Here is a 23,694-nt window from a genome sequence, read left to right as displayed (position 1 = left end):
AGAATTTTTTATGGCAAACAATGAAAAACCTATCAAAATAACCCCTGATGACTCGATGGATGTCTTTACTAACTCAGATGGAGTTTTGGTTTTTTCGTCTAAAGATTCAATCAGCATGGATTTAACGAGTATCAAATCCGTTGGCATTGAAAATATTGTTGATATTGATAGGCACGAGATCACTCCGCTATTTGACTCAGTATCTCATTACATAAAGTTCAGGGGAAAAGGCGAGGTGCAATTTTCTTACAATCTAAGTGGCATGCTACTCGAGCTTGCCACTACAGACGTTCAAATTGTCATTAGACACAATGAAAACATTGTTTTTAGAAGAATGCCTGATTAAATACTCAACAACTCCTCCCAGCAAGTTGTATAGCGTGGTGATCGATGATGCTGATTCATCTGGCTGGCGTGGCTCATCAACTCTGCGGCGCTACGCAGGGTATGGCGACCAAAGCGCTGATTGATCGTATCCATTGCCGCCATTAATTTCTCCCGCTGCGGGCTGGCGGCTTCTGCAAATAGATCCATCTGTTGCGCAGCTTTTGCTTGTATACCATCCAGCATCACCCCCGCTTTTTGATAGGGGTAGCCCGGCACAAAGATTTGCTGCAAGCCTGCCATCGCAGCGCTTTGTAGCAATAAAGTGTCATCTGTTGGATTAGCCAGCTGCATCACAATAGAGCGACGCATCGGTAAATCACGCTCACTAAATGGATTGGTGCGAATAAACACCATCAACTGGCTGGCCAGCGATTGCTGATGGCGTAGCTTTTCTGCTGCCGTGCTTACATGCAAAGCAACGGCGGCCTGAATCTCACTCTGCAGCCCTGTTTTACTTCCAAACGAGCGGCTAGACATAATTTGCAGTTTAGCTACCGGCACCTCATCCAGCTCCAAGCAGGCCTCACCATTTAACTCGCGAATGATCTGCTCCATCAATACGCTGTAACGGCTGCGCATTTGGCTGGCCGGTGCACACTTCAAGTCATACACCGTGCAAATGCCATCAAACTCCAGCTTGCGGGCCAAGCGTGGACCAATCCCCCATACTTCACCTACAGGCAGACTTTGCAGTAAGTCTTTAAGCGCAGATGGCTCAATCTCATGCAGATTACAAACACCTGTTGCCGCCCAGGGCTGGATCTTCTTCGCCACATGATTGCAAAGCTTAGCCAGTGTTTTACTAGGTGCAATCCCCACACTCACCAGAATACCCGTACGCTGCTTTACATCACGGCGTATTTGCTGGCTGTATTGCGTGACATTGGCAAAGCCGCTTAAATCTAAAAAACTCTCATCGATTGAATAGACTTCTTGCTGCGGAGAATAGCGGCCTAAAATTGTCATCACCCTACGGCTTAAATCCCCATACAGCGCGTAATTACTCGATCTAACCACCACGCCATGCTCTTTAATCAAATCACGGATCTGATACAGCGGCACGCCCATAGGAATACCCAAGGCCTTACTTTCCGCACTACGTGCGACCACACAGCCATCATTGTTCGACAACACCACAATGGGGCGCGTGCGTAATTTGGGCTGAAATACCCGCTCACAGGACGCGTAGAAATTATTGCAATCCACCAATGCCATCTGCCGCAACATCAAAGCCGCCTCGCAATACCCGATACCACCCCAAAGATCTCTAGCTCTTGCCCTGGGCTCACCACAATAGGCGAAAACAAAGCATTTGCCGGCTGCAGAATCAACTGTGAGCCACGGATAATCAAGCGCTTTAAGGTGAATTCACCCTCCAAAGACGCTACCACAATATCGCCCGAAACAGCCTGCCTGCCACGATCCACAATCAATATATCCCCATCACAAATATGGGCGTCTATCATCGAATCGCCTGTAGTACGCAGTAAGACCGTCGAGGCTTTATCGTGAATTAGATGCTCATCAAGGCTTAGATAATCATCGAGATAGCCCTCGGCGGGGCTTGGGAATCCCGCATGAATCGGTGTATCGCAATACGCCAGAGGAATACGATGGGCCGAACCAGCACAGCGATAAACAGGCCAATCAGCCGTATGAAGATTAACCATTGGGGGTATCACCAAAATAGAACGATCGTTCTATTTTGAGTGCAGTCAGGCGGGAGGTAAAGAGAAATATGACGAATGACCACCAGACATGAAAAGGGCAGACCAATGCCATGGCAGTGTCATCGCGGGCATATTTGGCAGGCTCCGCCAAGCCGGGTGTTGCATAGAAGTTGGTGTCCTCAGTGTGCGCACTTGAACAGGATTACTAAGCCAGGGAGTACGGGCCGTGCTAAATATGAACCTAGTTATGGTGGATAACCCTTTTCGCAGCCTTTAGGGATAAAAAATGGCCAGTTGAGTGTTTATTGTTTGAGGCTAAATTAAGTATTTAAAACATGGAACAAACAGAACGATCGTTCTATAATGGGTAATGCAAAATATTCGTTGTGCCCAATGCCATAAAAAGCTCGCAGAGGGTCGGTATTTAGAGCTATCCATCAAATGTCCGCGTTGCGGTGCATTCAATTATCTGAAGGCCCCGAGCCTCCAATCAGACCCTATCAGCGGGTCTTTGGCCGGAGCTTTCTATGTCAACATCCCCAATCATTCCCTGGATGGGCGGTAAACGCCGCCTTGCGGATAAGCTGCTTGCGTTGTTTCCCCCTCACGAGTGCTATGTAGAAGTATTTTGTGGCGGCGGGGCGCTGTATTTCTTAAGACCGGTGCCTGCGCCGGTTGAAATCATTAATGATATCAATGGCGACTTGGTCAATCTCTACCGCGTGGTGCAAAACCATATGGAAGAGTTTGTCCGGCAATTTAAGTGGGCGCTGTCCTCGCGCCAAGTCTTTAAATGGCTGCAAGATACGCGCTCAGAAACGCTGACCGATATTCAACGTGCAGCGCGGTTCTTTTATCTGCAGCAGCATGCCTTTGGCGGCAAGGTCAATGGCCAGTCATTTGGCACGGCCACCACGGCCCCGATCGTTAATCTGTGCCGCATCGAAGAAAATATCTCCTCTGCCCACCTGCGCCTAGCTGGTACCGCGGTAGAAAACCTCAGCTGGCTGGATTGCATGCGCCGCTACGATCGCGCCCATACCTTCTTTTATTGCGATCCGCCGTACTGGCAAACCGAAGGCTACGGTGTGCCGTTCGAGTTTGATCAATACTTGGCCATGGCCGACTTTATGCGCAATTGCCAGGGCAGGGTAATGGTCAGCATCAACGACCACGCTGACATCCGGCAAGCCTTCGAAGGCCTCACCATGCAGGGGCTGAGCATCAAGTACAGCAACGGCAATAATGGTAAGCAAGGCCAGATTGCCAGCAGCAAAGAGCTGGTGATTACCAATTGGGATGCGGGGGACTTGGGGGGACTATTTTGAATAGCTAAAAGAGTATTTTGCTTAAAGCACTAAGGTAACTATTTCTGCCAAAATTTTCGCCAATATTTAGCTTTTATGTGATGTTTTTAGCATCATTATATGTTATAAAACCTATAGTTAGGTGTTTTTTAAAAATAGCCAAAGTTTACGCCAAAGATCATCGCAGGATTGTTGCCCTATGCCGAGCTTGTACACCTCCCCGTTTTCAATGTCTCCCTTGCTGCCACGCCAAGGCACGCCTCAGATGGAGGCGCTATCAGAGAAGGCTTCGGCGCTGATCTATTCATCCTATCAGCAGCATTGCCCGCAGGGTATTGCAGAGATTCTGCGCGAGGCGTTGCGGCCGATGAATTCTTATTACACCAATAAGATTGAGGGGCAGCATACAACCCCGTTGTTGATTGCGCAGGCCATGAGCAAGGATTTCTCTGCCCGGCCGGATGAGGCGCAGAAGCAGCGGGCGGCTTTAGCTTGTATGCAGGCTGAAGTGTGGGCAGAGGGCACTATTGGCTCACCGGGTGTTCTGCCTGCCGGGGGGCTTTTTTTTGGTTCTGAATTTATTCGTTCTTTACATCACGCGATGTATCAGCATCTGAGTCTGGAGGATCGCATGGCGCGTGGGGTTCATCAGGATGGCTCTGCTTGGAATGAAGAGGTGACCCCAGGCCAATTGCGTAAACATGATGTTCAGGTGGGATTGCATATCCCGCCCAGCAAAGATTATCTGCCGGCGTTTATGGACGAGTTCCATAATGGCTATCGCTTTGAGCTGAGGGGAGAGCGCGCCGTGATTGCTATTTTGGCGGCGCATCACAGGCTGGCCTGGATTCATCCCTTTGGCGATGGGAATGGGCGCACTATCCGTTTGCATACCCATTCTGGCCTTCATGCCTTGGGGCTGACCAAGGGGATCTGGTCGCCGATGAGAGGGTTGGCGCGAAATCACGCCCGCTATAACGAGGTGCTGGCTCGGGCTGATTTACCGCGGGAAGGGGATCAGGACGGGCGCGGTAATTTATCTGAAAAGCACTTTATTCAATTTATCGACTTTATGCTCGATACCTGCCTTGATCAGGTGAGCTTTATGAATCAAATGCTGGAATTGACAGGCTTTGAAGAGCGGCTGCATAAAATGCTGATGGCAGAATCTGTTTCAGCGGAAACACCCAATTTGCTCAAATTAAATAGTCTGCTGCCATTAAAATATCTGCTGCATGCAGGCCAGATGCCTAAACAAGATTTTAAAGCCATGCTGGGCGGTGATTCTGACCGCACACAATCCAGAGTGATTAAAGACCTGACCACCCTGGGTATTCTGAAATCAGAATCACTGCATGCCCCTTATAAGCTGGCATTTCCCATTAAGCTATTCAGGTACCTGTTTCCGGGGTTGTGGGTTGAGGCGGAGAGTGGGCAGTAGAGCGTGAAAAAAACAAGGGGACGGTGTACTTTTCGAGTTTGATCAAGGCTTGGCCATGGCCGGCGTTATCCACAATTGCTTGGGTCGGGGGGAGTTAGCATCAATTGTTAGTTGCAAGAAACTCGTGATTACCAACGGGAAGGCGGGACGCTGGGCTGGCTATTTTAGGGAGAAGTATAGTGGGTGATACGTGAAGTAATAAAAATCAAGGTATGCAAAGTAAGTAATGGTTTGCATTGTGAGGTGTTAATAATTGATTTAGTACTTACTTCTTGTCTGTTGCACCTCCCTAATAATTCTAGGCTAGGTATACTGCTGCTTACTATTACACTCATGTTGGCATAATGAAGTTTGATATTGTACACATTTCCGATCTCCATTTTGGAAATCCTCTCGCTCATCAGAAAAGTAGTGACATCAAGATTGCTTTAGATTCACTTTTAGGCGTTGTTGAGAACAAAATTGGGTCGTTTCTCGTTATCTCAGGTGATGTAACTTTCAAGGGTAGTCCTGATGGGTATGCTGAGGCGCAAGAAATCATTAGGTCTGCCATAATTAAAAATGGTTTTAATCTCAGAAATGTTCTTGTTTGTCCTGGAAATCATGATCTTATTAAAAGTGGAGGGAGGCTTGGATTTTCGCTTTTTGATGCGTGGAGTGCTGGCATTCGAAATGATACTCAGTGTCGGTTTAATAATAGCGGTGCATGCTTCATTAAGAGTGATGACGTAGATTTTTTGTTGATGAATACTTCATATCATTTAGATCACAAAATGGGTAAAGTTGATCTAGTGAAAGTGAAAGCGTTGCTTGAAGAACATTGCCCTGAAAAGACTTCTCATCGGTTTAGAATTGCCATTGCTCACCATCATTTTATTCCGGTTGAAGATGAGGATAGTTCTACAACAAGAAATGCTTACAGTGTGCTTTCTTTGTTGGATGACTATGGATTTTCTGCCCTGTTGCATGGACATCAGCATGCTCGATTAAGTTGTCGCCTCGGAGCTCGGGGGATGAAAATATCTGGTGTTGGATCCATGAGTTATTTAACACCAGGGTATATAAATAGCGTGGCTATTTATAATTGCGATGATCAGGAAATTAAAGAAATTAAATATTATGGTTTAACGCTAGATTCTAGTACGGGTCTGGTTGATATTAAATAACGTTTAGGTGTAATTAGATTGAAGCCACAATTTATTGTTTTTGAAGGTTTGGATGGTTCTGGTACATCCACACAAGCGTCAATGCTTGAAAAAGCCTATTTGACCTCAGGGTATAAGGTGATGCTGACGAGTGAGCCATCATCTGGTCCTGTTGGGAATATGATTCGGCAAGCATTTAAAGGGCGTGTGAAGTTCCAAGAAAATGCTCAACATTTTGATCATCAAATGGCATATTTGTTTTCTGCCGACAGATTTGATCATTTATATAATGACACTGATGGTGTCACTCAGATGATGAGTCGTGGCTTTTCAGTGATTAGTACCCGCTATTATTTTTCATCTTTTGCATATCATTGTACTCAGGATTCTGACTGGGAACTTGTACAGCGTCTGAATAAAGACTTTCCAGATCCTGATCTGGTTGTGTATTTGCGTAATCCAGTAGACGAGTCTGTACGACGTTTAGGTAATCGTCCAATTCTTGATAGCTATGAGAAAGCTGATAAATTAAAAATAGTTTCTGAGAATTATGAGAGAGTAATGTCTGAATATAAAGGAAAGAAATTAATTTTGGATGCGACTCTTGACCCTAATTATATTCATAAAATAGTAATGCAGCAATTAAAGCTATTGTATGAGTGAAATTAGCTTGTATGACTTACATGCGCAAGCCAAAGTTCAATTGGAACACGGGGCGAAATTTAATTGGATTTTGAACTTTGAGTGTAAAACAGCAGCTCTTGCTGGATTCGTGATGCTAGATGTTGAGAACGTTGCAGCAAAGTGGCGTTCTAAAAAGTGTCCTCCAGATTTGTATTTCACTCATGCTCAATATTATGGTGATGGGGTAGAATATATTATTGAGGATCTAAAAAGAAACTCATCAAGTAATCGAGCTCTTTATTCTTTGATTTCACAAGAGCAGATTGTTGAACTTGGTAAAGATGATAAACCAATCCCTTCATTTATGATTTTACAATGTCAAATTGAAGACGATGTATTATATTGTACTTGTTATTTTAGATCGTTAGAAGTTTGTAATTTTTTGAAAGTTAATTTAGAAGAAATTCGTCAAACATTAGCTGACATTTATGCGGGGATTCCTCATCTAAAAATAGTAAAGTTAACTATTTTTGCTTTCCGTGCATATTACAACAGTAGTTCTTCTTCTCTGGTGCGTCCACGTCTAGAAACTTTAAGCAGCCTAAGCTTACTTCGATATTTTACAAATGAGGTTAACCCATTAAGTATTTTAAGTAAGATGCTTAATGAACTTAAAGAGTCTGTAACGGTTGTTTCTGCCGCTCCACTGCTTAGCTTGAAAGAAGCTTTAGAGGCAGGGTTAAAAGGGACTGAACTAGATCCAAAATTGACCTCTCAATTGACTCTTGAAAGGTTGGAGGGCGCAATTGAAGCTGCTCGTGATTTAGAACAATTAAGGAAAAAAAGATCTCATGGAACGGCAATTGCTGATGCGACATTAATTTACCAAAAAAGTATCGATAATTTAATCTCTAATTTAAATGCATAGGTGTGACATGGATTTAGAGAAAATAATTGAGCTTCAAAAAGAGTTTGATAAGCAGCATCAAGGCAATGTTCCATTTTATGTGCCTATTACATCATCTAATGTGCAGGATTTAGAGCACTTAGTTGTTTGCATGCTCGGTGAAATTGGAGAGTATGCAAATATTTTAAAAAAAGTAGTACGTGGTGATTTAGATTACGAAACTGCTAAGCCATTATTAAGTGAAGAATTGACTGATGTATTTATTTATTTAGTTAAAATTTCTGGCCAGACAGGAATTGATCTTGAGTCAAATTATCTTGAAAAGATGAAAAAAAACAGTGATAAGTTTTCTAAGTGGAGACTACCGTGATCTTAGTAAGAGGACTCTCTCCTAATGCGGCATATTTACAGCTTTTAAATATTGCGACTCAAAACAACCTTCCAAAGGTTGAATCTAGGGTTGGTCCATGTATTGAACTAGGTCATGTTTGTGTTGAGCTCGACCAAGGTGAGCGACTTTGTTTTCTTCAAGGGAGGACAATTAATCCTGTTTTTGCACTTGTCGAAACTGCATGGTTACTTACTGGAAGTAATAAGCTTGCTCCATTGCAAGAAATTCTTCCTTCTTATGATCAATACTCTGATGATGGTGAAACCCTGAATGGTGCTTATGGGGTTCGTTTAAGGAGTTATTTTGGCGTTGACCAAATTAAAGATGCAATCGAACATTTGAGGAAACTACCTTTTAGTCGGCGTGTAGTTCTTTCTATGTATTCGGCGAAAGATATTAGTAGTTCATCACGAGATATTCCTTGTAATACACAAGTAATGCTTCGTATGGATGAAAATCGATTGTCGATGACAGTTATTAATCGTTCAAATGATTTGTGGCTTGGGGTTCCATATAATTGGTTTGCTTTCTGGGGGGTACAGCAATTCATCGCGAATGAGCTTGGGGTACAACCAGGCATACAACGACATATTAGTACATGCATGCATTTATATGAAACAAATTTTGAAAAAGCTGCAAAAGTTGTTAGTGAAAATTCATATGCATCAATTGAATTAATTGAAAAGAATATCAAACCATTAGAGGCAAGTTCATTGCTTTTAGATACATTAGCGTTGTCAAAAGTTGATTTTGATGCCGTTCAATCACCTATATTGCTACGTGCATTGAAGAAATATTCAATGTATAAAAATGAAACACTTTGTAGGACTAATTATTCCCATGAAGAGGTTGAAAATAATAATTTTTTAGATTTTACTATTGATAATTGGATTGAGAGTTGTAATTCTCCTAAGGAACCTGTTGTGAATAATAATACATTACGAAATAATTCCAATTTACCAACACATATTGCCATTCAAAATTGGATTTTAGATGATGATGTGATTGGTGAAAATTTATTAGGTCAATTGAAAAAAATTGCTAATAATGTTCGCCCATACTTGTTGGAAATTTTAGGTAAAAATTTGCCTAGTGGTGTTCGTATTGAATTGGATGAATTAGCATCTGAGAGTGTACTTGTGCATATAGTTCTTGAGTTAGTCTTAGGATGTGTTGATCCATTGCTGATTCGTTCTCCAGTCGGTGATCGAATGAAAAATAGACTACAAGAGATTAGAGATGTTTTAGAGTTACCAGCAGAAAAAATAAATGCTCGTGACGTATCAGATGAAAGTCTTCGCATTATATTTGGTAATATTTTAGAGTAATGTATTACTGATCGTGCTTTTTATATATTTTTACCACAATACTGTGGCTGTCTTAATTTGATTGTTTCGTTTGAAAAATATAACGGTTAGCAAGCACAGGTCATTTTCTACTTATTTTATGGTACTGCTTTAATTTTTATTGATCTTGTTACAGATGTTAATTCAGACTGTTTGCTTTGCTCATTATTCAATCAGCAGAGCCGTTTTTTTTTTGCTAATCAGTTGATATTTAAAGTTGAACGTGATGGGATTGTTGGGATATTCTCATGTACGAAAAATGTACGGGAGCCTTCTTGTTATCGTGTTCTGCAAGGGCTTTTAGGTGGTTTGTCTGTGCAGTGTAAAGATGTAACTTATTGTTTTTAAAGCGGTTGTGTGGTGATCTGTAAGTATGGGGTGCAAGGGGTCGGAGGTTCGAATCCTCTCATTCCGACCAATAAAAACAAAGGGTTAGCGAAAGCTAGCCCTTTTGTTTTGCCCGTTATATTAGAAGATGTTCTAATATAATCCCGCAAAGCGAGGAAAAAAGCAGAGAAAACGGCATTCTTACGGGCTATTTTTCGGGCTGTTTTTTTACTGGTAGCTTGAGAACTACCTCGCTGACTGGTGTTTCCCTGAGCTTGATGTAGCTCTCGGTCATTTCTTCATCAGTATGCGCACCGCCAACACTGATTTGCTTCACTGTATAGCCATCCCGCTTTGCATCGGTCATTGCCTTTGCTCGTAAGTCTTTTAGCGTTGCATTGCTAACACCTGCTCGTTGCGCTGCACGTTTCCACGCTGAGCCTATTCCTGTAGTCGTGTAAGGCTTTAAATCATGAGTGTGGATTACATACTCTGATTTGATCTCGCGCTCTGGATACGCTTGTCTTGCTCTACTTAAAACATCCTGTACTGCTTGGGTCATTGGAACTTGTACTTTTGCACCGCTGCTTTTTTCTGTTTTGGTCGGCGTAAATAAAATTCCTTCGGATGTGATTTGATCCCAGCGCAGCAATCTTATTTCTGTTGTTCGCTGGTACAGCAAGAAACAAAGATCCACGTAGCAACTGACCATTTTGCCACTTCGTGTTGGCTGGCCATCTAGCCCCATCAATAGCGCTTCTTTTACCTCGTTAAATTCATCGTCGGTGATATAGCGGCTTCGTTTCTTCGGCTTGGCGACGGATATTTCTCTGCATGGGTTTTCTGCTCTGTATCCTCTCCGACACGCCCATTTAAAAAAATCAGATAACCTCGATTGATACACCTGCGCCATTCTTTTACCTTCCCACTGGTCAACAAAAGAGGCGATATCAACAGGAAGTACATCAACAATATTAAATTGGCGAAATGCGGTTTCAATCGTTTCAAATATACCATTTAAATTCTTATTGGCTGTTTCGTGCATCAGCAAGCGTGGTAGATCTTTTGGGGCTTCTTTCGCTCGCTTTTTAAAGACATAAGATGCATAGTTTTTAAAGTGGGTAGGAAAGTTGCCTTCTTCATCTGTTTGAGTGTTATGGCTAATTATTTTTTGCGCGGCAAGCCTTGCATTTAATTCACCATCTGAAACTAGGCAAAGGCTATGCCACTGCCTTGCCTTCCCATCAATTGGGCTAATTGTGTAATTGGCAGAGAAAAAATAATAGCGATTATTTTTAATATAAATCCTGCTATTGGTTAGTCCCTTATTTTTCTCACGTTTTCGAGTCATTAGTTTCTCAATATTACTTGTGGGCGTTTAACAGCATTGGGGGCTTCAGGTATCAGGCCATATTGTTTTTTTAATAGTTCACTGTAAATTGCATGATTAAGGATTGGCCCTTTCGCATCACAAGCAATATTGATATTTAAATGCTGTTTAAACCATTTTACTTGTGCTGATGTTTGCTGCTTCCCTGTTAGCTCGATGAGTTCTTCTTTATTAATTCTAATGCTGCTCATGTTTTGGCTCCTGTATTGGTCCAACGAATTCAAAGCTCGCCATGCCATAAGTTAATCTTTCGGGGTTGGCGATATATAAAACTTGCCAGTCCTGCTTTGGGTGAGCCCGCCACCAGTAGTGGCCGCTCTCGGTGAGTTCGGATATCCGCTTTATTTCCATTTATCTGCCTGCAATGCGCTGGGCTTTTTGCTTCGTGGCGTTATACCCTTGCCAGTCCTTGGCGCATTCCTCGCAGCAGAACACCGCATCATTGACGGCGACCGCGCTGCACCAGCGGCATTCCCCGCTTGGCTGAGGGGTTTTATCTTTGTTTAGCTTTGCGCTGGCGAAGTGGGCGGCTATGGCGTTGCAGCGCATCAGCTCTGATACATCGCTGGCTTGGTCTATCTTGTCGCTCATGGTTCAGATTCCTATTTAGATCAATGAATGCTGCATACGTCGGGTTAGATGCGGCAGGCGTAGCAGTGCCTTGGTCGTGCTTTAATTTTTGTTTTTGGCGTCGAGATAAGCCTGAGCGCCGTACTTCTGGGCGTTTAATCTGGCCCGCTCGCTTAGATCCGGTGGGGCTTCTTCTCTTCTTATGCCTTTATCATTAAGTGCCTGATCCAAAGTGCAAGAAACAGTTAATGCCACATGACCTAGGGTCGAAGGCTTCGCCCTCTCCCGACGCTTGCGCTTCGCTTCAGCGGCAAAGGCCACACCTAAAAACACAGCCTCTTGTTTCTGCTTTTGGGCGCGTTTCATTTCTGCGACTTCGTGCGGGCTGTATTCGATATGTGATGCACCCTTAAATGGGCCTTTTTGGGCGTGGCAAGCTTTGCCCAGCCGCGCTTTGCCTTTGGCACCCTGCACTTTCCAGCCTTCCTTATGGGTAAGCACTTGGCCGCGTTGGCTCTTTACGCCGCAAATGACTGCAACCACTTCGCCATAACCGTTGATTTGTTCGCGTTTTACCAGCTCCAGTGGGTCGTTTTCCATGGCGACCATATAGGCGCGAAAGTCGCCCTTGTCGGCGGCGTCCCATGCGCTGCCCAAAATACGGGTAGGGCAAACGATCTGGCCATCAAGGTGTAAATCGCGTAAAGCGGTGAGAGGTGCGAGTACATCGGCACGGCCTGATCTCATGGCCTTCATGGCTTCGGTAATGCAGGGCTTTAGATTGCCGTCGATTAATCCCTTAGCGGCTTCGACAATGGCCGGCTCTTTATCCTGCGCGATCAGTTCTTCTAGTAGGGTTTCAGCGTCTTTGCGCACGCGTCGGGATTCGCGGTAAGGCGTGACCGGCGCTGTGCCAAACATCTGGAACTGACGACGGCCCAAAATACGTGCCCAGACCGTTGCACGCTGTGCGCCGTTGATGGCACTCATGCCCGCCTCGGTATCGCCGTCCACTTTATAGCCATCGATATTTTTAGCGATGTAGGCAATGGCATAGGCCACGGCGGCGTAAACCATGTCTTGGCCTTTGCGTGGCTTGATTGCGTCGATCTTTACGCGGACTTTTTGGGCGTTTTTCTCCTGACTCTCGGCATGTAGATATTTATCGCGGATGATCTTAAGAGCTTCGCTGGCGTTTTGCGGCTTCACAAAAAAGATTAAGTGCCAGTGCGGGGTGCCGTCTTTGTGCGGCTCTAAAGTGCGCAGCCCCATAAAATCAATTTCGGATTTGCTAAATTGGGTACGGCATTGCGCCCAGCACTTAGTCAAATAGCTGGCGGTTTGTTGCTGGCTAAAGCCATTCCATTTTTTATTGAGGATCAGTTTTAAGTGCGGCTTTTCGCCGACGCTGGTGCAGCGGTGGTAGCAGCCTGGCGCAGTCAGGGTAATGGCGTAAGCGCGGTAGCCTAGTTCTTGAGCCCGTTCGGCCATGCCCTTGGTACGAACTATCAACTCGGTGCGCTTGTTTTTGCCGTTGGCCATACTGCCTTCCAGCACATCGGCCATATCGATGACTTCACCATCGGGCGAAATAGCCACCGCTTCGGCCATGGCCACCGCGCCTTGCTGGGCGCGGATCACCATCCGCTCTAAATTCCAAGTGCTGACATACGCTTTATCCTTACCCATGCCAATACCGTAGGAATAAGCGCGGGCTTCGGCGGCGCGGATGGCGAGCGTACGCAAGCGCTTACTCCACCACTTATCTGACTTGATTCGCGCGGCCAGCTCCAGCACATAGCGGCGCTGGGCCGGTTTCATTTTTTTGTAGTCAAGATGTTTTACGCCGTGCTCGGGTAGTACGATCCAGCCACGCGAAACCACCATTTCTAGCAACTCCAGTGGCTCTTCGATACTTGAGCAACGGACGGCAAATTCTTTAGCCTTGGCGCGGCACTCGCTATCTGTGGCGGTTTCCAGCCATTCTTGCAAATTGAATTTTGGATTCATTGCGCGGTCGCCTTGGCATACCACGCGTTTTGTAGCGTTGTTTCACCTTCTACGATCAAGCACCCCAGCAAGCCGCGCATCTGTTTGAGCTTGGCGGATTCTTGGGGCAAGTCGAACTGATTGAGGCGGGCCATGCGGGCATGGATCGCTGTATCGGCTTTTTGTGCCCAAGCTAATAAATCGGCCAGCTCTTGGTTTTCTTCCTGATTCAATACCGGCAAAGGTTTGCGCTGTGGTTTGAGCGTGGCGAGCACTTCTTCGCCGTCGTCGGCATAGATAAAGGCGGGGCGTTCTCGCTTGCTTTCACTCTTGGGCATGTCTGGATAGCCGCTGACCATTGCGACAGCACATTCACGCGGACTCATTTTGATTTTCGTTACATTGCAGCGTTTAGGCTCCAATGTATTGATGATTCTTGGCGTAAAGGGCTGGGGTAATTGCTCTGCAATAGCGGGCATTGTTTTATCCAGACGTGACAAAGCCCCTGCGGCTGTTAAACAGGCGCGGGAAGGCTTAGATAAAAGGGGAATTACTTCGGGTTATAGCGCGAGGGGAAGTTGTTCTTCGGAGTCATTAGCGGCTTTTTCTTTGTGCCAGTCGCCGATTTTGTAGGTGTGTAAGAGTGGGTTTTTTTCTTTTATTACATTGTAATTGTTGGTGACTTCAATCATGACATCGCTCGGTCTATTGCAGTTTCGGCACACAATTTCTGCACTTCTAAGCTTTGCAGTCAATTGAATGCTATTGCGTGTAGATGTTTTACCGCCACAAGCGGGACAACGAATTTCTACGGCCATGATGATTACTCCAAAGCTAACAAAAATTACAAAAGCAAAAGGCAGAGCCACAAACGACTACCATTCGTCGGGTAAAACGCTTATATTTCTTAGGGGCACTTAGGCAGGCACTAAGCCATTACCGTTTGTTCTGTACTGATTAAGGCTACGTCTTCGATGCTTTCTAGTTCTTCCTCGGGGACTTCTATACCTCGAGACGCCAAACCCTCTAATAAGAGCAACCGGCACATAGAAGCGACTGATCTTGATTCTTGCTTGGCGATGCCACTCACAACAGGGTGTTCAATTTCCTTGAGGCGTAAATTTATCCCTCTGCGGCTGAGCATGCCGCGTGGTGCCCTAGGCATGCTTTGATCGCCTGAATCGTTTTCTTCCATTGTTTGCGCTACCATTAAGGCTGTTTAGAGTGACACTAAGAGACTTGCTAGAATCTATGAATAGATTATCCGTATCATCTTCGGGGTTGTCAAACGTAAAGCAGAGAATGGTCGGTGTTTCTGCTCGCCTAAAAGAGGAAAGAAAGCGGCTTGGTTTGTCACAAGAAGCAGCAGCAAAGGCGCTTGGTATCTCAGTTGACTCTCTTTATGGCTACGAAAAAAATAAAACTAATCCCCCCATTTCTGTACTATTACCATTCTCTGATATAGGCGCGGATGTTCAGTACATTGTGACGGGAGAACGTACCGCAGGTCTTTTGTCTCCAGAAGAGCAACAGATGATTTCTGCTTTACGTGCTGCGACGCCGTCGGTGCGGACTGCTCTTTTATCAATGGCCCATGCAGGCGTTGATAAGCAGGTAGTAGTTCAGCAGAAATATGTTGGGGGAGTCGGCAAAGTAATTGAGGGTGATTTGACCATTCATGGTGATCAAACTTTTAAATTTTGAATGTGAACGGCCATTAAAAAAAACAGCGTTTATATTGTGAACGCTGTTTTTTTGCTAATTGAACCCGCAATGTGGCGGGTTTTTTTATGGCTAATTCAAAATGAAAGATCGAACATTCTTAGGTTCCACGGGTATGACTGCATGTAAGGATATTAAGATTAAACATGCACACTTTCATATTTCCGCTTCAAAATGGCTACTTAATACGGTGTGTTTAGTATTGGCATTTTTGCTTGGACTTACTGTAGGCATAGATTACCTTCCTTCACGAAGGCAAATAGAAAACTGTGCAGGGATGCACTCGCCAGTTAATTCGTTTGTGCAGACACCTAATGCGAGTGCAGCGGTGTAGGTTACAGGCATAAAAAAGCCCCTTTGTTTAAAAGGGGCTTGGCTCGATTTAAAGCTATTTGTACACTTCACGTCGATTACCTATTTTCACAACCAGTATGCGCAATGCGCCATCTTCTATGCTGCTGATAAGTCGGTAATCACCCACGCGGTACTTCCAGAATTCACCGAGCTTAGAGCCTTTTAAGGCTTCACCAATGCTGCGTGGATCTTCTAGCGTTGCTACCCGCTCCCGTAAAAAAGCCGTAATTCGTCGTGCTACTTGTTTATCTAGTTTGGCTAGATCTTTCTGAGCTTCTTCATCCAGTTTAATCAGCCAAGCCAAGGTTGCGCTCCACTTCTTCTAAACTATAGGTTTTACTTTGCCCAGAGTGGATGGCACTTAAGCGTTGTTCGGCCAGATAGAGGTCTTCTAAATCATCCAGATGCTGAAGAATGGCCTCTTTGGCGTAAAATGTTTTAGTCCTGCCGGTACTCTTCGCTAAAAAATCTAAGCGACTTTCTATCTCGGCAGGTAGTCTGATTGCTAACATCGCTTTCGTCCTTTAGAGTTTGCTATACACATATAGCACATGTTCGGCTTATGTTCCAGCTTGGTTTTTACCCGTCTACCTCACTAGCCTTTACTTCCAGCTCCAAAGCCGTGGTGTAGCCGCTATCTGTCAGGCTATGCGTGGCGCGGCTGATGATCCAGTCTTGCTTATCGATAATGGGCTTAAAGCCTGAAACGCTGGCGGGTAGCTCGGGGAAGAGTTCGGGGCGGCCATAGGCGAGGGAGATTGAGAACTGAGCCACGCCGCGCTGCAGTTTTTCCCATTCTGCTTTTGCGGCCCGTTCGGCGTTGGTTTTGCTGGCGTAAACGTGTCTTAGGGTTTTGACATTATCGTCCGCGCCCTGGATGACTTCACCTTGCCCGGGGCCTGCTTTTTTTCTGGGCTTACGTTTTACCGTAGTGGTTTCTTTCTTGGCCGTTTTGGTGTTTTGCCATGCGGCTTTCACGCCGCTATATGCGCCCCGGTCTGCAATACCGAATCTATGACTATCCCCTGATTGGCGCGTAATCAGCACTTTACCCAAGGGCTTGCCGCTGGCCGTGGTGGCCTGGCCTGCTTTCATAAACAGCAGGCTGTTATCTTTTACCGTGGCAATCGCATCAAACATTTTAGCGATACGGCTTAAAAAGCTGGCGTCGCTTTCGCTGGTTTGGTCGATGTGATTGATGGCTTGCCCGGCTAAGCCTTGCCCGATCCGGTGCTGGATCTTGTTTTGTTTGGCGATGGTTTCAACAATCGCGCCCACGGTGGTTTGATGCCAGGAGCGTTCTTTCTTAACCGACAAGCCCGCGCGTAAATCGGCACTGCGGGCGCGGATGGTGAGCTGATCCGGTGCGCCGCTGTGTTCGACTTCATCCACCGTATATTGGCCCTTATCGACTAAGCCACTATCAGACCAGCCCAGCGACACACTGACCACGGCACCGCGTGGCGGAATCTCTAGCAGGCCGTCGCTATCGTCCAGCGTAATATCGAGCTGATCCGCTTCAAAGCCGCGATTGTCTGTCAGGCCAACCGATACCAGCCTATCGTTGACCAGCTTAGAAATATCCTTGCTGCCCACTAAAATTTTAAAGCGCGGGGATTTATGGCCTTCATTCATTGCAATAGGCCCATGATGGCTTCGAGAGGGTCGGATGTGATCCGCTTCAGGCTTAAGTTAAATTCAATCTTGCGGGCTGAGCCGTTTTTGTAAAACAAGGTGCGGGTGGTTTTAATCGATTCGATGACGTATTCGCCATAAATCCAGCCGGTGCCTTCAATTAAAAAATATTTTTCCCCTGTGTCGGCCATATCGTCCAGCGCCAACAAAGAAACCTCGCCCGCGTTTAGTTCTTCATACAACACGCCACTCAGTGCGATGGTTTCCGCATCTGGCCCTAAAAACTGATTAGCGGGGCCGATGCCGATTCGTGTTTGGCTGGCGTGCCGCCATGATTTGGACTGCTCCAATGTTTGGTAAGGTGCACTGGATAGCTCAAATACAAACATGCCTAAAACCATCATCATCAGTCGCTATCTCCTAAGCGTGATCGGCTACGCACCTGCTTCTGGCGTTCGGCCTTGGCGATTTCTTGCGCGACCAGCTGGGCCAGTGTTTGTTCGTTCATCCCTGGCGCTGCGTTGATCGTGATCTGGATCGATGGCGCTGGGCTTTGGCCGTAGTTGCTTTGCGCATACATGGGCGGGCGCTGATCCAGCTTGACGTCGGCCATAGCCCCCAAGCTGGTGCCGCCAATCATCAGGCCACCGGCAGCGGTCGCCATTTTGCGGGCCATGTTTTTAATGGTATCGAGTGGCGCTTGCTGGCTATCGCTTAAACCTTGATCCAAGCCCGCGACGGTATGCCGCCCGATCTGGGCAAACACGCGGGAGGGCGAGTGGATATCGAGCGCCTTTTGTACCGGCTCGGGCAGCATTTTGGCCAGCTCGTAAAACTTCCCTTTTAACCAGTCCCACTTGCCCGCGATCCCTTGCCATAAGCCGTCGACCATCATCTGGCCATAGCCAGTAAATGTGGCGGGGAGTTCCAGGCCAAACCAGCTGAAGACTTTTGCAAAGGCGCTGTAAAACAAACCTAGTGGCGACCAATTCAGGATTAATGCGCCGATACCTGCAATGCCACCATGAAAGGCGGCTTTGATCTGATCCCATAGGCCGCTAAAGAAAGCCTTAATGGGTTCCCAATATTTGTAAATCAACAGGGCTGCAATGGCGATGCCCGTGACTAATAGGCCGATAGGATTCATCAGCAGGGCGCGGCCCATAAATAATGCGGCATTACCGGCCATGCTTAGAGCGCCGGTCAACAGGCCATAGCTCCATGTGGCCGCTCTGGCTAAGACTGAGCCGATGCCTATTTGAATATTAAGCGTCGTTAAAGCAAATTTAATCATGGCAAACGGGCCTAATAGCGCCGCTGCGGATAGCGCTAAGCCGCCCAATATCGCCACGATGGCGGCAGCCGATACGCTGACTTTGACAAGGGTGGCAGCGAGTTGAGGGTTGGCCTTCATCCATTCGCCCCCTTTTCGGATGACGTCGGTGATATTTTGCAGCAGCTCGCGCAAAGGGCTATTGCTCCCTTCAAACATTTCAATGCCCACATCTTCCCAAGCCGATTGCAGCGTCTTGATATCGCCCGCCGCGTTGTCGCTCATGGTCTTTGCATTGGCGCTGGCTTCACCGGCGGATTGTCTGAGGGTGGCAATTAGTTCTTGCAGCTTGCCGCTACCAGCTTGTGCAGTGAGCACGCTCAAGGCACTAAAAGCTTCTTCGCCCGCAATATGCTTAAAGTATCCCGCCCGCTGGGCGTTCCCCATGTTTTTGGTTTTGGCTTCCAGCTCAGCAAGGATCGTCGGCAGGTCGCGCAGATTGCCCTTTGCATCTTTGGTCTGTAGGGCGAGTTCTTTGATGGCTTCTGCGGCCATTTTGGGAGGAGCCGCTAGGCGGGACATAATGGCGCGTAAGGCCGTGCCGCCCATACTAGCTTGAATCCCCGCGTCACCTAGCTTACCGGTCATCGCGGCGGCGGTTTCCAGATCTACGCCCAGACTGGCAGCGACCGGCGCGGCGTACTTCATCGACTCGGCCAGCATTCTTAAATCGACATTCGAGCGGGTGAAAGTGCCGACCAGTACATCGCCCGCGCGGCCCATCTGTTCAGCGTTCAGCTTAAAGCCGGTCAGAATATTAGAGGCCATATCGGCAGCGGCGGGCAGTTCTACCCGTCCGGCCTTGGCTAAATCAAGTACGCCAGGCATGGCCTTTTGAATCGCGGTCGGATCAAAGCCCGCCATCGCTAAAAAGCCTTGCCCCTGTGCGGCTTCGTTGGCGGTAAAGCTGGTGGCCGCGCCTAATTCTCGCGCCTGTTTGCGTAAGGCCGCGAGCTGGGGGCCGTTTTTATCCAGTCGGGTGAGCGCCTGTACGCTGGACATTTCCGCATCAAAGTCTAAGCCTGGAGCCATCACACGCTTGGCCGCATACAGCGCACCGCCGCCCGCAATCGCCATACCGGCACCGGCTCCCGCCAGATTGTTTCTGGCGTTCATGCTTCGGTCGTAAGTTGCTCTGGCCGCGTGTTGGCGCTGCATCTGTCGGCCTAAGCGTTCCAGCTGCTGTTGTTCTCTTTGCAGAGCAGCGGTTGTGCTGGCGGCGTTTTGCCTGAGTTCGCGCTGATGCTGGGACAGATTACGCGTAGAGACGCCCGCCGCATTTAAGGACGTGCGCAGGCTTTGTTGTCGGCTGACAAGCTGAGTGTGCCTTGCCGCTAATTCTGCGGCTTCTTTTTTAGCGCGGTTAAATTCCGCGCTCATTTTTTTAGTGGGGTTGGCGGTGGCGGCTAGGCTTCTACCTAGTGCGCTGGCGCGTTCCTGTGCCGCTTTCATTTGCAGAGAAGATTGAGCGGTATCTCGGCTGAGCTTTTTAAATGAATCGATATGGCCTTGGGTTTTATCCAAGTCTTTCATCTTGTTTTTAAGTGCGCTGACTTGCTTTGATACCGCCTTGCTTTGATTCAGTACCCCTTTAAACGGCGCGGTGAATTTATCTATCGCTTTTAAAACCACTTCTAGTCGTAAATTTCGCGCCGCGCTCATTAGTGCTCCTGTGCCAATCGTTCTAAGGCAATATTTTTGTATTCCTCGCTTAACTCACAGCCCAGCCAGTCGTAGCCTTCCAATTCAGCGGCAAGCAGGGTGGAGCCTGATCCGGCGAAAGGATCAAGAATTAAACCGCCAGGCTCGCAGATCTTGATGAGGTCGCGCATTAAGTCGGTCGGCTTGCCGGTGACATGGAACTTGTCTTTTTGCTTGACCACTTCCTTGTAAACACCGCGCAATACGCCGACATCACGCTCGTTTGGCATATGGCCTTTGCTGCCCCACACAATGTATTCCGCCTGATTTCTAAAGCGCCCCATCTGAGGCCGCACGCCTTCGCCCTTGTCCCAGACGGCAATGCCGCGCCAAGTAAAGCCCGCGACTTGCAAGGCGTCGGTGGTCAGCGGCAATTGTCGCCAGTCGGTAAAGAGGCAAATGGGCGCGCCGTCTTTCATGACGCGCAGGCACTCAGACAGCCAGAGCGTCATCCAGCGCAGGTGGGCGCGTTGGTCGCGGTGATCGCCGGTGAATTCGGGGTATTTGCGAGCGGTGCCGCCGTTCTGATATTTATCAGAGGTGCTGCGGCTTTTAGAGCCGATATGTAAGCCGCCCGAGGCATAAGGCGGGTCAGTAATCAGCGCATCGACCAGAGCGGCGGGGAGGGATTCTAAAAAGGGCAGGCTGTCGCCGCGATGGAGTTTATTTATCATTTATTATTTTTCTGGGTTGTGTCGTTTGCGCGCTTCTTCGCGCCATTCCATCAACTCCGATACCGTCATGTTGTCCATCGCCTCCGGGGGCCAATGAAATACCATGGCGATATCGGCCATGGCTGAATTTACGCTTGCGGGTAGTCCACCTTGGCGTCCTTCGGCAATAAAAAACCGGCGGTAATCCCTGCCAATTGCAGCAGGTCGGCAGGGTCTAAATTGCGGACATCCTGCTCGGTGAGCGTAGGGTCTGAAATACGCGGCAATACCTTGGTGATGGCTTCCACATCCATCTGCAGCAAGTCGCCCAGCTTCACGCCACGCAATGCGCCGCTTTTGGGTTTGATTAGGGTAATGTTACTAATCGTTTGATCGCCGCGAATCAGTGGGGTATCGAGTTCTACGGTGTTTGGGTGAGTCATTTTTTTAAATCCTTTTAATTACAGGCCAATGGCGCTGCGCATTTTGGCAAGGCGGTCTACGCCGTCGATGATTTCGATCATGTTTACGGTGTCGATTTCAGCTTGCGTTTTGCCGTTAAGGGTTAGCTTGTAATAGCTAAGTGAGCTAGATACTTTGAACTCGGTATCTTCGCCAGGCTTGGCGCTGCCCATATCGATTTCTTTGTGACGACCGCGCATGATGACTTCGATTGCGTCGACTTCTTCTGAGTCTTCCCGCTGATAGCCACCGGCAAAGCGAATCAGCACGGCGTCGTGTGTGGCCGCGCCAAACGTCGTAAAAATCTCGCGCATAAAGCCGCCGTAGGTGGCCGACATTTCGAGCTTCTCAAGGCCCAGATCGATATCGACCGTGCCACCCATGCCTCCGCCCCGATACTCTTCCATTTTGCGGCTGAGCTTGGGTAAGGTGACTTCGCTTACTTTGCCCACAAAATTAATCCCGTCCATAAAGACGTTGAAGCCTTTGAGCTTGCTTGGTAATGCCATATTGATTCCCCTTGATTAGCCGACGCTTGCGCCAAATTCCATTAGGTATTTATCGGTAATACGCTGGCGCAGCTCTAGGTTTTCCAGCGGCGGGACGGGGGTGTAGTCGTAATCGATGGTGAGCTTGCCCGCCTTCAGATCTTCTTTCCCGTTGGCCTCGATATCCAGCCAAGCGTTAAAGCCCATCAAGTAACCGGCTGAAACCCACGCGCGGCCCTTTGCATTAATCCCTTCTAAAATATCTTTGGCTAAGCTCGGCGTCATCGGCTGATCGATAGCCCACATATGCGCCTCGCCCATGGTGTCGGCGATGACTTGGGCGCTGCGGGTGTAGTTCTCAAATTGAAACAGCGGATCAGCAGAAAGGGTGTGATTGCCCCAGAACACAAAGCCCTTGGCACGTACGATGGTGGTGATATCTTTGCCATTGAGCAGGCCCGCGTCGGTGTCGGGGTCTTGCAGATCCCAAAACACATCTTGGCTTAAGCCGGTCACGCCATTAATCACCACATTAGAAAGCGTCTTATGCCAGCCCACGTCCTTATCCAGCTTGGCGCGTAAGCCGATGGCGTAGGCGACGGCTAAGTCGAGGCCTTCATCATCCAGCCCCGACCAGTTCGGGTTTTTAAAGTCTGGCCAGATCAGCATCAGCTCACGTTGGCCGAAGTTGGCGCGATACTCCAGCGCTTCTTCCACGCTATTGCAGCCGCGTGCGCTGATGTAGGCAAAGGCGCGTAGCTTCTGGCAAATGGTTGCCAGCTCGTTGGCGACCAGCAAAGTGTCGTAGCCTGGCACGCCTAGAATGCGCGGTTTTACATGCACGATGCTATTGGCCGCGAGCAAGGCTTTAAGGCCGGTGAAGCGGCCTGTTTCATCGGTGCCACCGATGATGTTCTTTTCGGTTTCTTTTTCGTCCGCGCCTTGTTCGACGCGCACCATCACGATGATGGGATTAGTTTGTTTAGCGATGGCATTCAGCGTGCGCAGCATCGTTCCCTTAGTGCCTGCTTTGCCAATAGCTTTTTGAACGCTGGTGATCAGCACCGGCTGATTGAGTGGGAAGAATTTTGCGTCTGCATCGGGGGCCGTGCAGACCAAGCCAATGACAGCGGTGCTAATAGTTTGAATGGTGCGCGTACCCTCGTTAATCTCGATGACGCGCACACCATGGTGGAATTGATCGCTCATGGTTTCCTCGGTTTGAATTGACCGAGCCATCATGGGCGATTCTGTTTTACTTGGCTTTCACTGGGGATTGTGAAGCGGGGAACGACACCATCAAACAGCAGGTTCGCTGAGTACCTGAGCCAGCAAGGCTTCCATACGCGCTAATTTGTCATGCAAAGCGGTGAGCTGGTCTTGCTCGCTTTCCGCTAAAACCAGCGGAATGGCTTGAATACCTGGCAGCCATTTTTTACCGTTCCAGACCGCCCCTTCAAAATACGGTAGCAGGGTGAAGTCTTCGGGGATGGGGCCTAGCGTATCAATTAAACGCGCTGCGCCGTCGCTGGTCTGGTAAGCGATCATCTTTCGATAATCCTCAATCAGCGCCCAGCACTGATCGGCCTTATTCCGAATGACGGCTTTATTTTTAGCGGGCCTGAGCTTAGGCGCGTCTAGCACTGCACCGGCAGGCAAGCCGCAATCTTTAGACACCCACATTTCAGCCTTGCCGATATATTCGAGCGTGTGGGTGTCGTGGCAAAAGCAAGCCACGATGCCGTCATGACTGGCAAAGCCGTCTTGATCGAAAGAAACCGGCTGCAAGGGTTTTGTTTCTGGCCGCTGTTCCGGGCGGGTGTTGTCTGGTTTTGTGGTGTTCTTAAGCATT

30 protein-coding genes are annotated in these 23,694 nt (G+C 47.7%); 10 read left to right on the top strand and 20 right to left on the bottom strand.

Annotated features, from left to right (window positions below):
• Nucleotides 1–10 precede the first annotated feature (10 nt).
• Nucleotides 11–346: a hypothetical protein gene (locus VN23_RS12710; protein WP_046352230.1), complete on the top strand. Its 336-nt coding sequence runs from the start codon at nucleotides 11–13 to the stop codon at nucleotides 344–346.
• Here the strand turns inward: VN23_RS12710 and VN23_RS12705 are convergent.
• Nucleotides 343–1,614, bottom strand: a complete 1,272-nt coding sequence (locus VN23_RS12705; RefSeq protein WP_046352229.1) for a Y-family DNA polymerase — start codon at nucleotides 1,612–1,614, stop codon at nucleotides 343–345. The two genes, VN23_RS12710 and VN23_RS12705, sit on opposite strands and share 4 nt — an antisense overlap.
• Nucleotides 1,614–2,057, bottom strand: a complete 444-nt coding sequence (locus VN23_RS12700) for a LexA family protein (RefSeq protein ID WP_082752781.1) — start codon at nucleotides 2,055–2,057, stop codon at nucleotides 1,614–1,616. The genes VN23_RS12705 and VN23_RS12700 overlap by 1 nt, the downstream gene beginning before the upstream one ends.
• Nucleotides 2,058–2,427: 370 nt before the next feature.
• Between VN23_RS12700 and VN23_RS21560 the strand changes: the two genes are divergently transcribed.
• The 8 genes from VN23_RS21560 to VN23_RS21555 all read left to right on the top strand — a co-directional run bounded on the left by VN23_RS21560 (nucleotide 2,428) and on the right by VN23_RS21555 (nucleotide 9,200).
• Entirely contained in the window at nucleotides 2,428–2,622 is a 195-nt protein-coding gene (locus VN23_RS21560) for a Com family DNA-binding transcriptional regulator (RefSeq protein ID WP_082752780.1), read from the top strand.
• A complete protein-coding gene (locus VN23_RS12695) occupies nucleotides 2,585–3,385 on the top strand; it encodes a DNA adenine methylase (RefSeq protein WP_046352228.1) in 801 nt (266 codons plus the stop codon). The genes VN23_RS21560 and VN23_RS12695 overlap by 38 nt, the downstream gene beginning before the upstream one ends.
• Nucleotides 3,386–3,563: 178 nt before the next feature.
• Nucleotides 3,564–4,805 (top strand): Fic family protein, encoded by a 1,242-nt coding sequence (locus tag VN23_RS12690; RefSeq protein ID WP_046352227.1) that lies wholly within the window; start codon nucleotides 3,564–3,566, stop codon nucleotides 4,803–4,805.
• A 344-nt stretch (nucleotides 4,806–5,149) separates the two neighbouring features.
• Nucleotides 5,150–5,971 carry a metallophosphoesterase family protein gene (locus tag VN23_RS12685; protein ID WP_046352226.1) on the top strand — a complete coding sequence of 274 codons (822 nt, stop codon included), beginning with the start codon at nucleotides 5,150–5,152 and terminating at the stop codon, nucleotides 5,969–5,971.
• Nucleotides 5,972–5,989: 18 nt separating this feature from the next.
• The gene (gene tmk / locus VN23_RS12680; protein WP_046352225.1) at nucleotides 5,990–6,613 is read left to right on the top strand and encodes a dTMP kinase; all 624 of its coding nucleotides are present in this window, start codon (nucleotides 5,990–5,992) and stop codon (nucleotides 6,611–6,613) included.
• The gene (locus tag VN23_RS12675; protein ID WP_046352224.1) at nucleotides 6,606–7,502 is read left to right on the top strand and encodes a hypothetical protein; all 897 of its coding nucleotides are present in this window, start codon (nucleotides 6,606–6,608) and stop codon (nucleotides 7,500–7,502) included. The genes tmk and VN23_RS12675 overlap by 8 nt, the downstream gene beginning before the upstream one ends.
• 7 nt (nucleotides 7,503–7,509) lie before the next feature.
• The gene (locus VN23_RS12670) at nucleotides 7,510–7,851 is read left to right on the top strand and encodes a MazG nucleotide pyrophosphohydrolase domain-containing protein (RefSeq protein ID WP_046352223.1); all 342 of its coding nucleotides are present in this window, start codon (nucleotides 7,510–7,512) and stop codon (nucleotides 7,849–7,851) included.
• Complete coding sequence (locus VN23_RS21555) at nucleotides 7,848–9,200, top strand: thymidylate synthase (protein ID WP_197432914.1); 1,353 nt, start codon at nucleotides 7,848–7,850, stop codon at nucleotides 9,198–9,200. Before VN23_RS12670 ends, VN23_RS21555 begins: the two co-directional genes overlap by 4 nt.
• A 553-nt stretch (nucleotides 9,201–9,753) precedes the next feature.
• Here VN23_RS21555 and VN23_RS12660 read toward each other — a convergent pair.
• From VN23_RS12660 to VN23_RS12630, 7 genes are all read right to left on the bottom strand, one after another.
• Nucleotides 9,754–10,896, bottom strand: a complete 1,143-nt coding sequence (locus VN23_RS12660; protein WP_052746617.1) for a tyrosine-type recombinase/integrase — start codon at nucleotides 10,894–10,896, stop codon at nucleotides 9,754–9,756.
• The gene (locus VN23_RS12655; RefSeq protein WP_046352221.1) at nucleotides 10,896–11,126 is read right to left on the bottom strand and encodes a DUF4224 domain-containing protein; all 231 of its coding nucleotides are present in this window, start codon (nucleotides 11,124–11,126) and stop codon (nucleotides 10,896–10,898) included. Before VN23_RS12655 ends, VN23_RS12660 begins: the two co-directional genes overlap by 1 nt.
• A gap of 160 nt (nucleotides 11,127–11,286) precedes the next feature.
• Nucleotides 11,287–11,526 (bottom strand): hypothetical protein, encoded by a 240-nt coding sequence (locus VN23_RS12650; protein ID WP_046352220.1) that lies wholly within the window; start codon nucleotides 11,524–11,526, stop codon nucleotides 11,287–11,289.
• Nucleotides 11,527–11,607: 81 nt separating this feature from the next.
• Nucleotides 11,608–13,515: a replication endonuclease gene (locus VN23_RS12645; RefSeq protein WP_052746616.1), complete on the bottom strand. Its 1,908-nt coding sequence runs from the start codon at nucleotides 13,513–13,515 to the stop codon at nucleotides 11,608–11,610.
• Nucleotides 13,512–13,973 carry a hypothetical protein gene (locus tag VN23_RS12640; protein WP_046352219.1) on the bottom strand — a complete coding sequence of 154 codons (462 nt, stop codon included), beginning with the start codon at nucleotides 13,971–13,973 and terminating at the stop codon, nucleotides 13,512–13,514. Before VN23_RS12640 ends, VN23_RS12645 begins: the two co-directional genes overlap by 4 nt.
• Before the next feature lie 81 nt (nucleotides 13,974–14,054).
• On the bottom strand, nucleotides 14,055–14,312 hold the full coding sequence (locus VN23_RS12635; protein WP_156455198.1) for a hypothetical protein: 258 nt from the start codon (nucleotides 14,310–14,312) through the stop codon (nucleotides 14,055–14,057).
• Between the two features lie 110 nt (nucleotides 14,313–14,422).
• Nucleotides 14,423–14,704 (bottom strand): hypothetical protein, encoded by a 282-nt coding sequence (locus tag VN23_RS12630; RefSeq protein ID WP_046352217.1) that lies wholly within the window; start codon nucleotides 14,702–14,704, stop codon nucleotides 14,423–14,425.
• 41 nt (nucleotides 14,705–14,745) lie between these two features.
• Here VN23_RS12630 and VN23_RS12625 point away from each other — a divergent pair, with 41 nt between their 5' ends.
• The gene (locus VN23_RS12625; protein ID WP_082752775.1) at nucleotides 14,746–15,198 is read left to right on the top strand and encodes a helix-turn-helix domain-containing protein; all 453 of its coding nucleotides are present in this window, start codon (nucleotides 14,746–14,748) and stop codon (nucleotides 15,196–15,198) included.
• Between the two features lie 406 nt (nucleotides 15,199–15,604).
• On the opposite strand, the gene VN23_RS12620 is transcribed toward VN23_RS12625, so the two are convergent.
• From VN23_RS12620 to VN23_RS12575, 11 genes are all read right to left on the bottom strand, one after another.
• Nucleotides 15,605–15,874 carry a type II toxin-antitoxin system RelE family toxin gene (locus VN23_RS12620; protein ID WP_046352216.1) on the bottom strand — a complete coding sequence of 90 codons (270 nt, stop codon included), beginning with the start codon at nucleotides 15,872–15,874 and terminating at the stop codon, nucleotides 15,605–15,607.
• Nucleotides 15,858–16,082 carry a type II toxin-antitoxin system RelB family antitoxin gene (gene relB / locus VN23_RS12615; protein ID WP_046352215.1) on the bottom strand — a complete coding sequence of 75 codons (225 nt, stop codon included), beginning with the start codon at nucleotides 16,080–16,082 and terminating at the stop codon, nucleotides 15,858–15,860. Before relB ends, VN23_RS12620 begins: the two co-directional genes overlap by 17 nt.
• Before the next feature lie 67 nt (nucleotides 16,083–16,149).
• Nucleotides 16,150–17,205, bottom strand: coding sequence for a phage late control D family protein (locus tag VN23_RS12610; RefSeq protein ID WP_046352214.1), 1,056 nt, complete (start codon nucleotides 17,203–17,205; stop codon nucleotides 16,150–16,152).
• Nucleotides 17,202–17,612, bottom strand: coding sequence for a phage tail protein (locus VN23_RS12605; protein WP_046352213.1), 411 nt, complete (start codon nucleotides 17,610–17,612; stop codon nucleotides 17,202–17,204). The genes VN23_RS12610 and VN23_RS12605 overlap by 4 nt, the downstream gene beginning before the upstream one ends.
• Entirely contained in the window at nucleotides 17,612–20,200 is a 2,589-nt protein-coding gene (locus VN23_RS12600) for a phage tail tape measure protein (protein WP_046352212.1), read from the bottom strand. Before VN23_RS12600 ends, VN23_RS12605 begins: the two co-directional genes overlap by 1 nt.
• Nucleotides 20,200–20,913, bottom strand: coding sequence for a DNA-methyltransferase (locus VN23_RS12595; RefSeq protein ID WP_046352211.1), 714 nt, complete (start codon nucleotides 20,911–20,913; stop codon nucleotides 20,200–20,202). Before VN23_RS12595 ends, VN23_RS12600 begins: the two co-directional genes overlap by 1 nt.
• A gap of 3 nt (nucleotides 20,914–20,916) precedes the next feature.
• Complete coding sequence (locus VN23_RS21550) at nucleotides 20,917–21,033, bottom strand: GpE family phage tail protein (protein ID WP_082752774.1); 117 nt, start codon at nucleotides 21,031–21,033, stop codon at nucleotides 20,917–20,919.
• 8 nt (nucleotides 21,034–21,041) lie between these two features.
• On the bottom strand, nucleotides 21,042–21,335 hold the full coding sequence (locus tag VN23_RS12590) for a phage tail assembly protein (protein ID WP_046352210.1): 294 nt from the start codon (nucleotides 21,333–21,335) through the stop codon (nucleotides 21,042–21,044).
• 18 nt (nucleotides 21,336–21,353) lie between these two features.
• Nucleotides 21,354–21,863 (bottom strand): phage major tail tube protein, encoded by a 510-nt coding sequence (locus tag VN23_RS12585; RefSeq protein ID WP_046352209.1) that lies wholly within the window; start codon nucleotides 21,861–21,863, stop codon nucleotides 21,354–21,356.
• 15 nt (nucleotides 21,864–21,878) lie between these two features.
• Complete coding sequence (locus VN23_RS12580; RefSeq protein WP_046352578.1) at nucleotides 21,879–23,051, bottom strand: phage tail sheath protein; 1,173 nt, start codon at nucleotides 23,049–23,051, stop codon at nucleotides 21,879–21,881.
• 90 nt (nucleotides 23,052–23,141) lie between these two features.
• Complete coding sequence (locus VN23_RS12575) at nucleotides 23,142–23,693, bottom strand: hypothetical protein (RefSeq protein WP_052746614.1); 552 nt, start codon at nucleotides 23,691–23,693, stop codon at nucleotides 23,142–23,144.
• Nucleotide 23,694 lies beyond the last annotated feature (1 nt).

Origin of the sequence: Janthinobacterium sp. B9-8, from assembly GCF_000969645.2 — a bacterium.
In the GTDB taxonomy this organism is placed as follows: Bacteria; Pseudomonadota; Gammaproteobacteria; order Burkholderiales; family Chitinibacteraceae; genus Iodobacter.
This window is presented reverse-complemented; position numbering and strand designations above follow the sequence as displayed.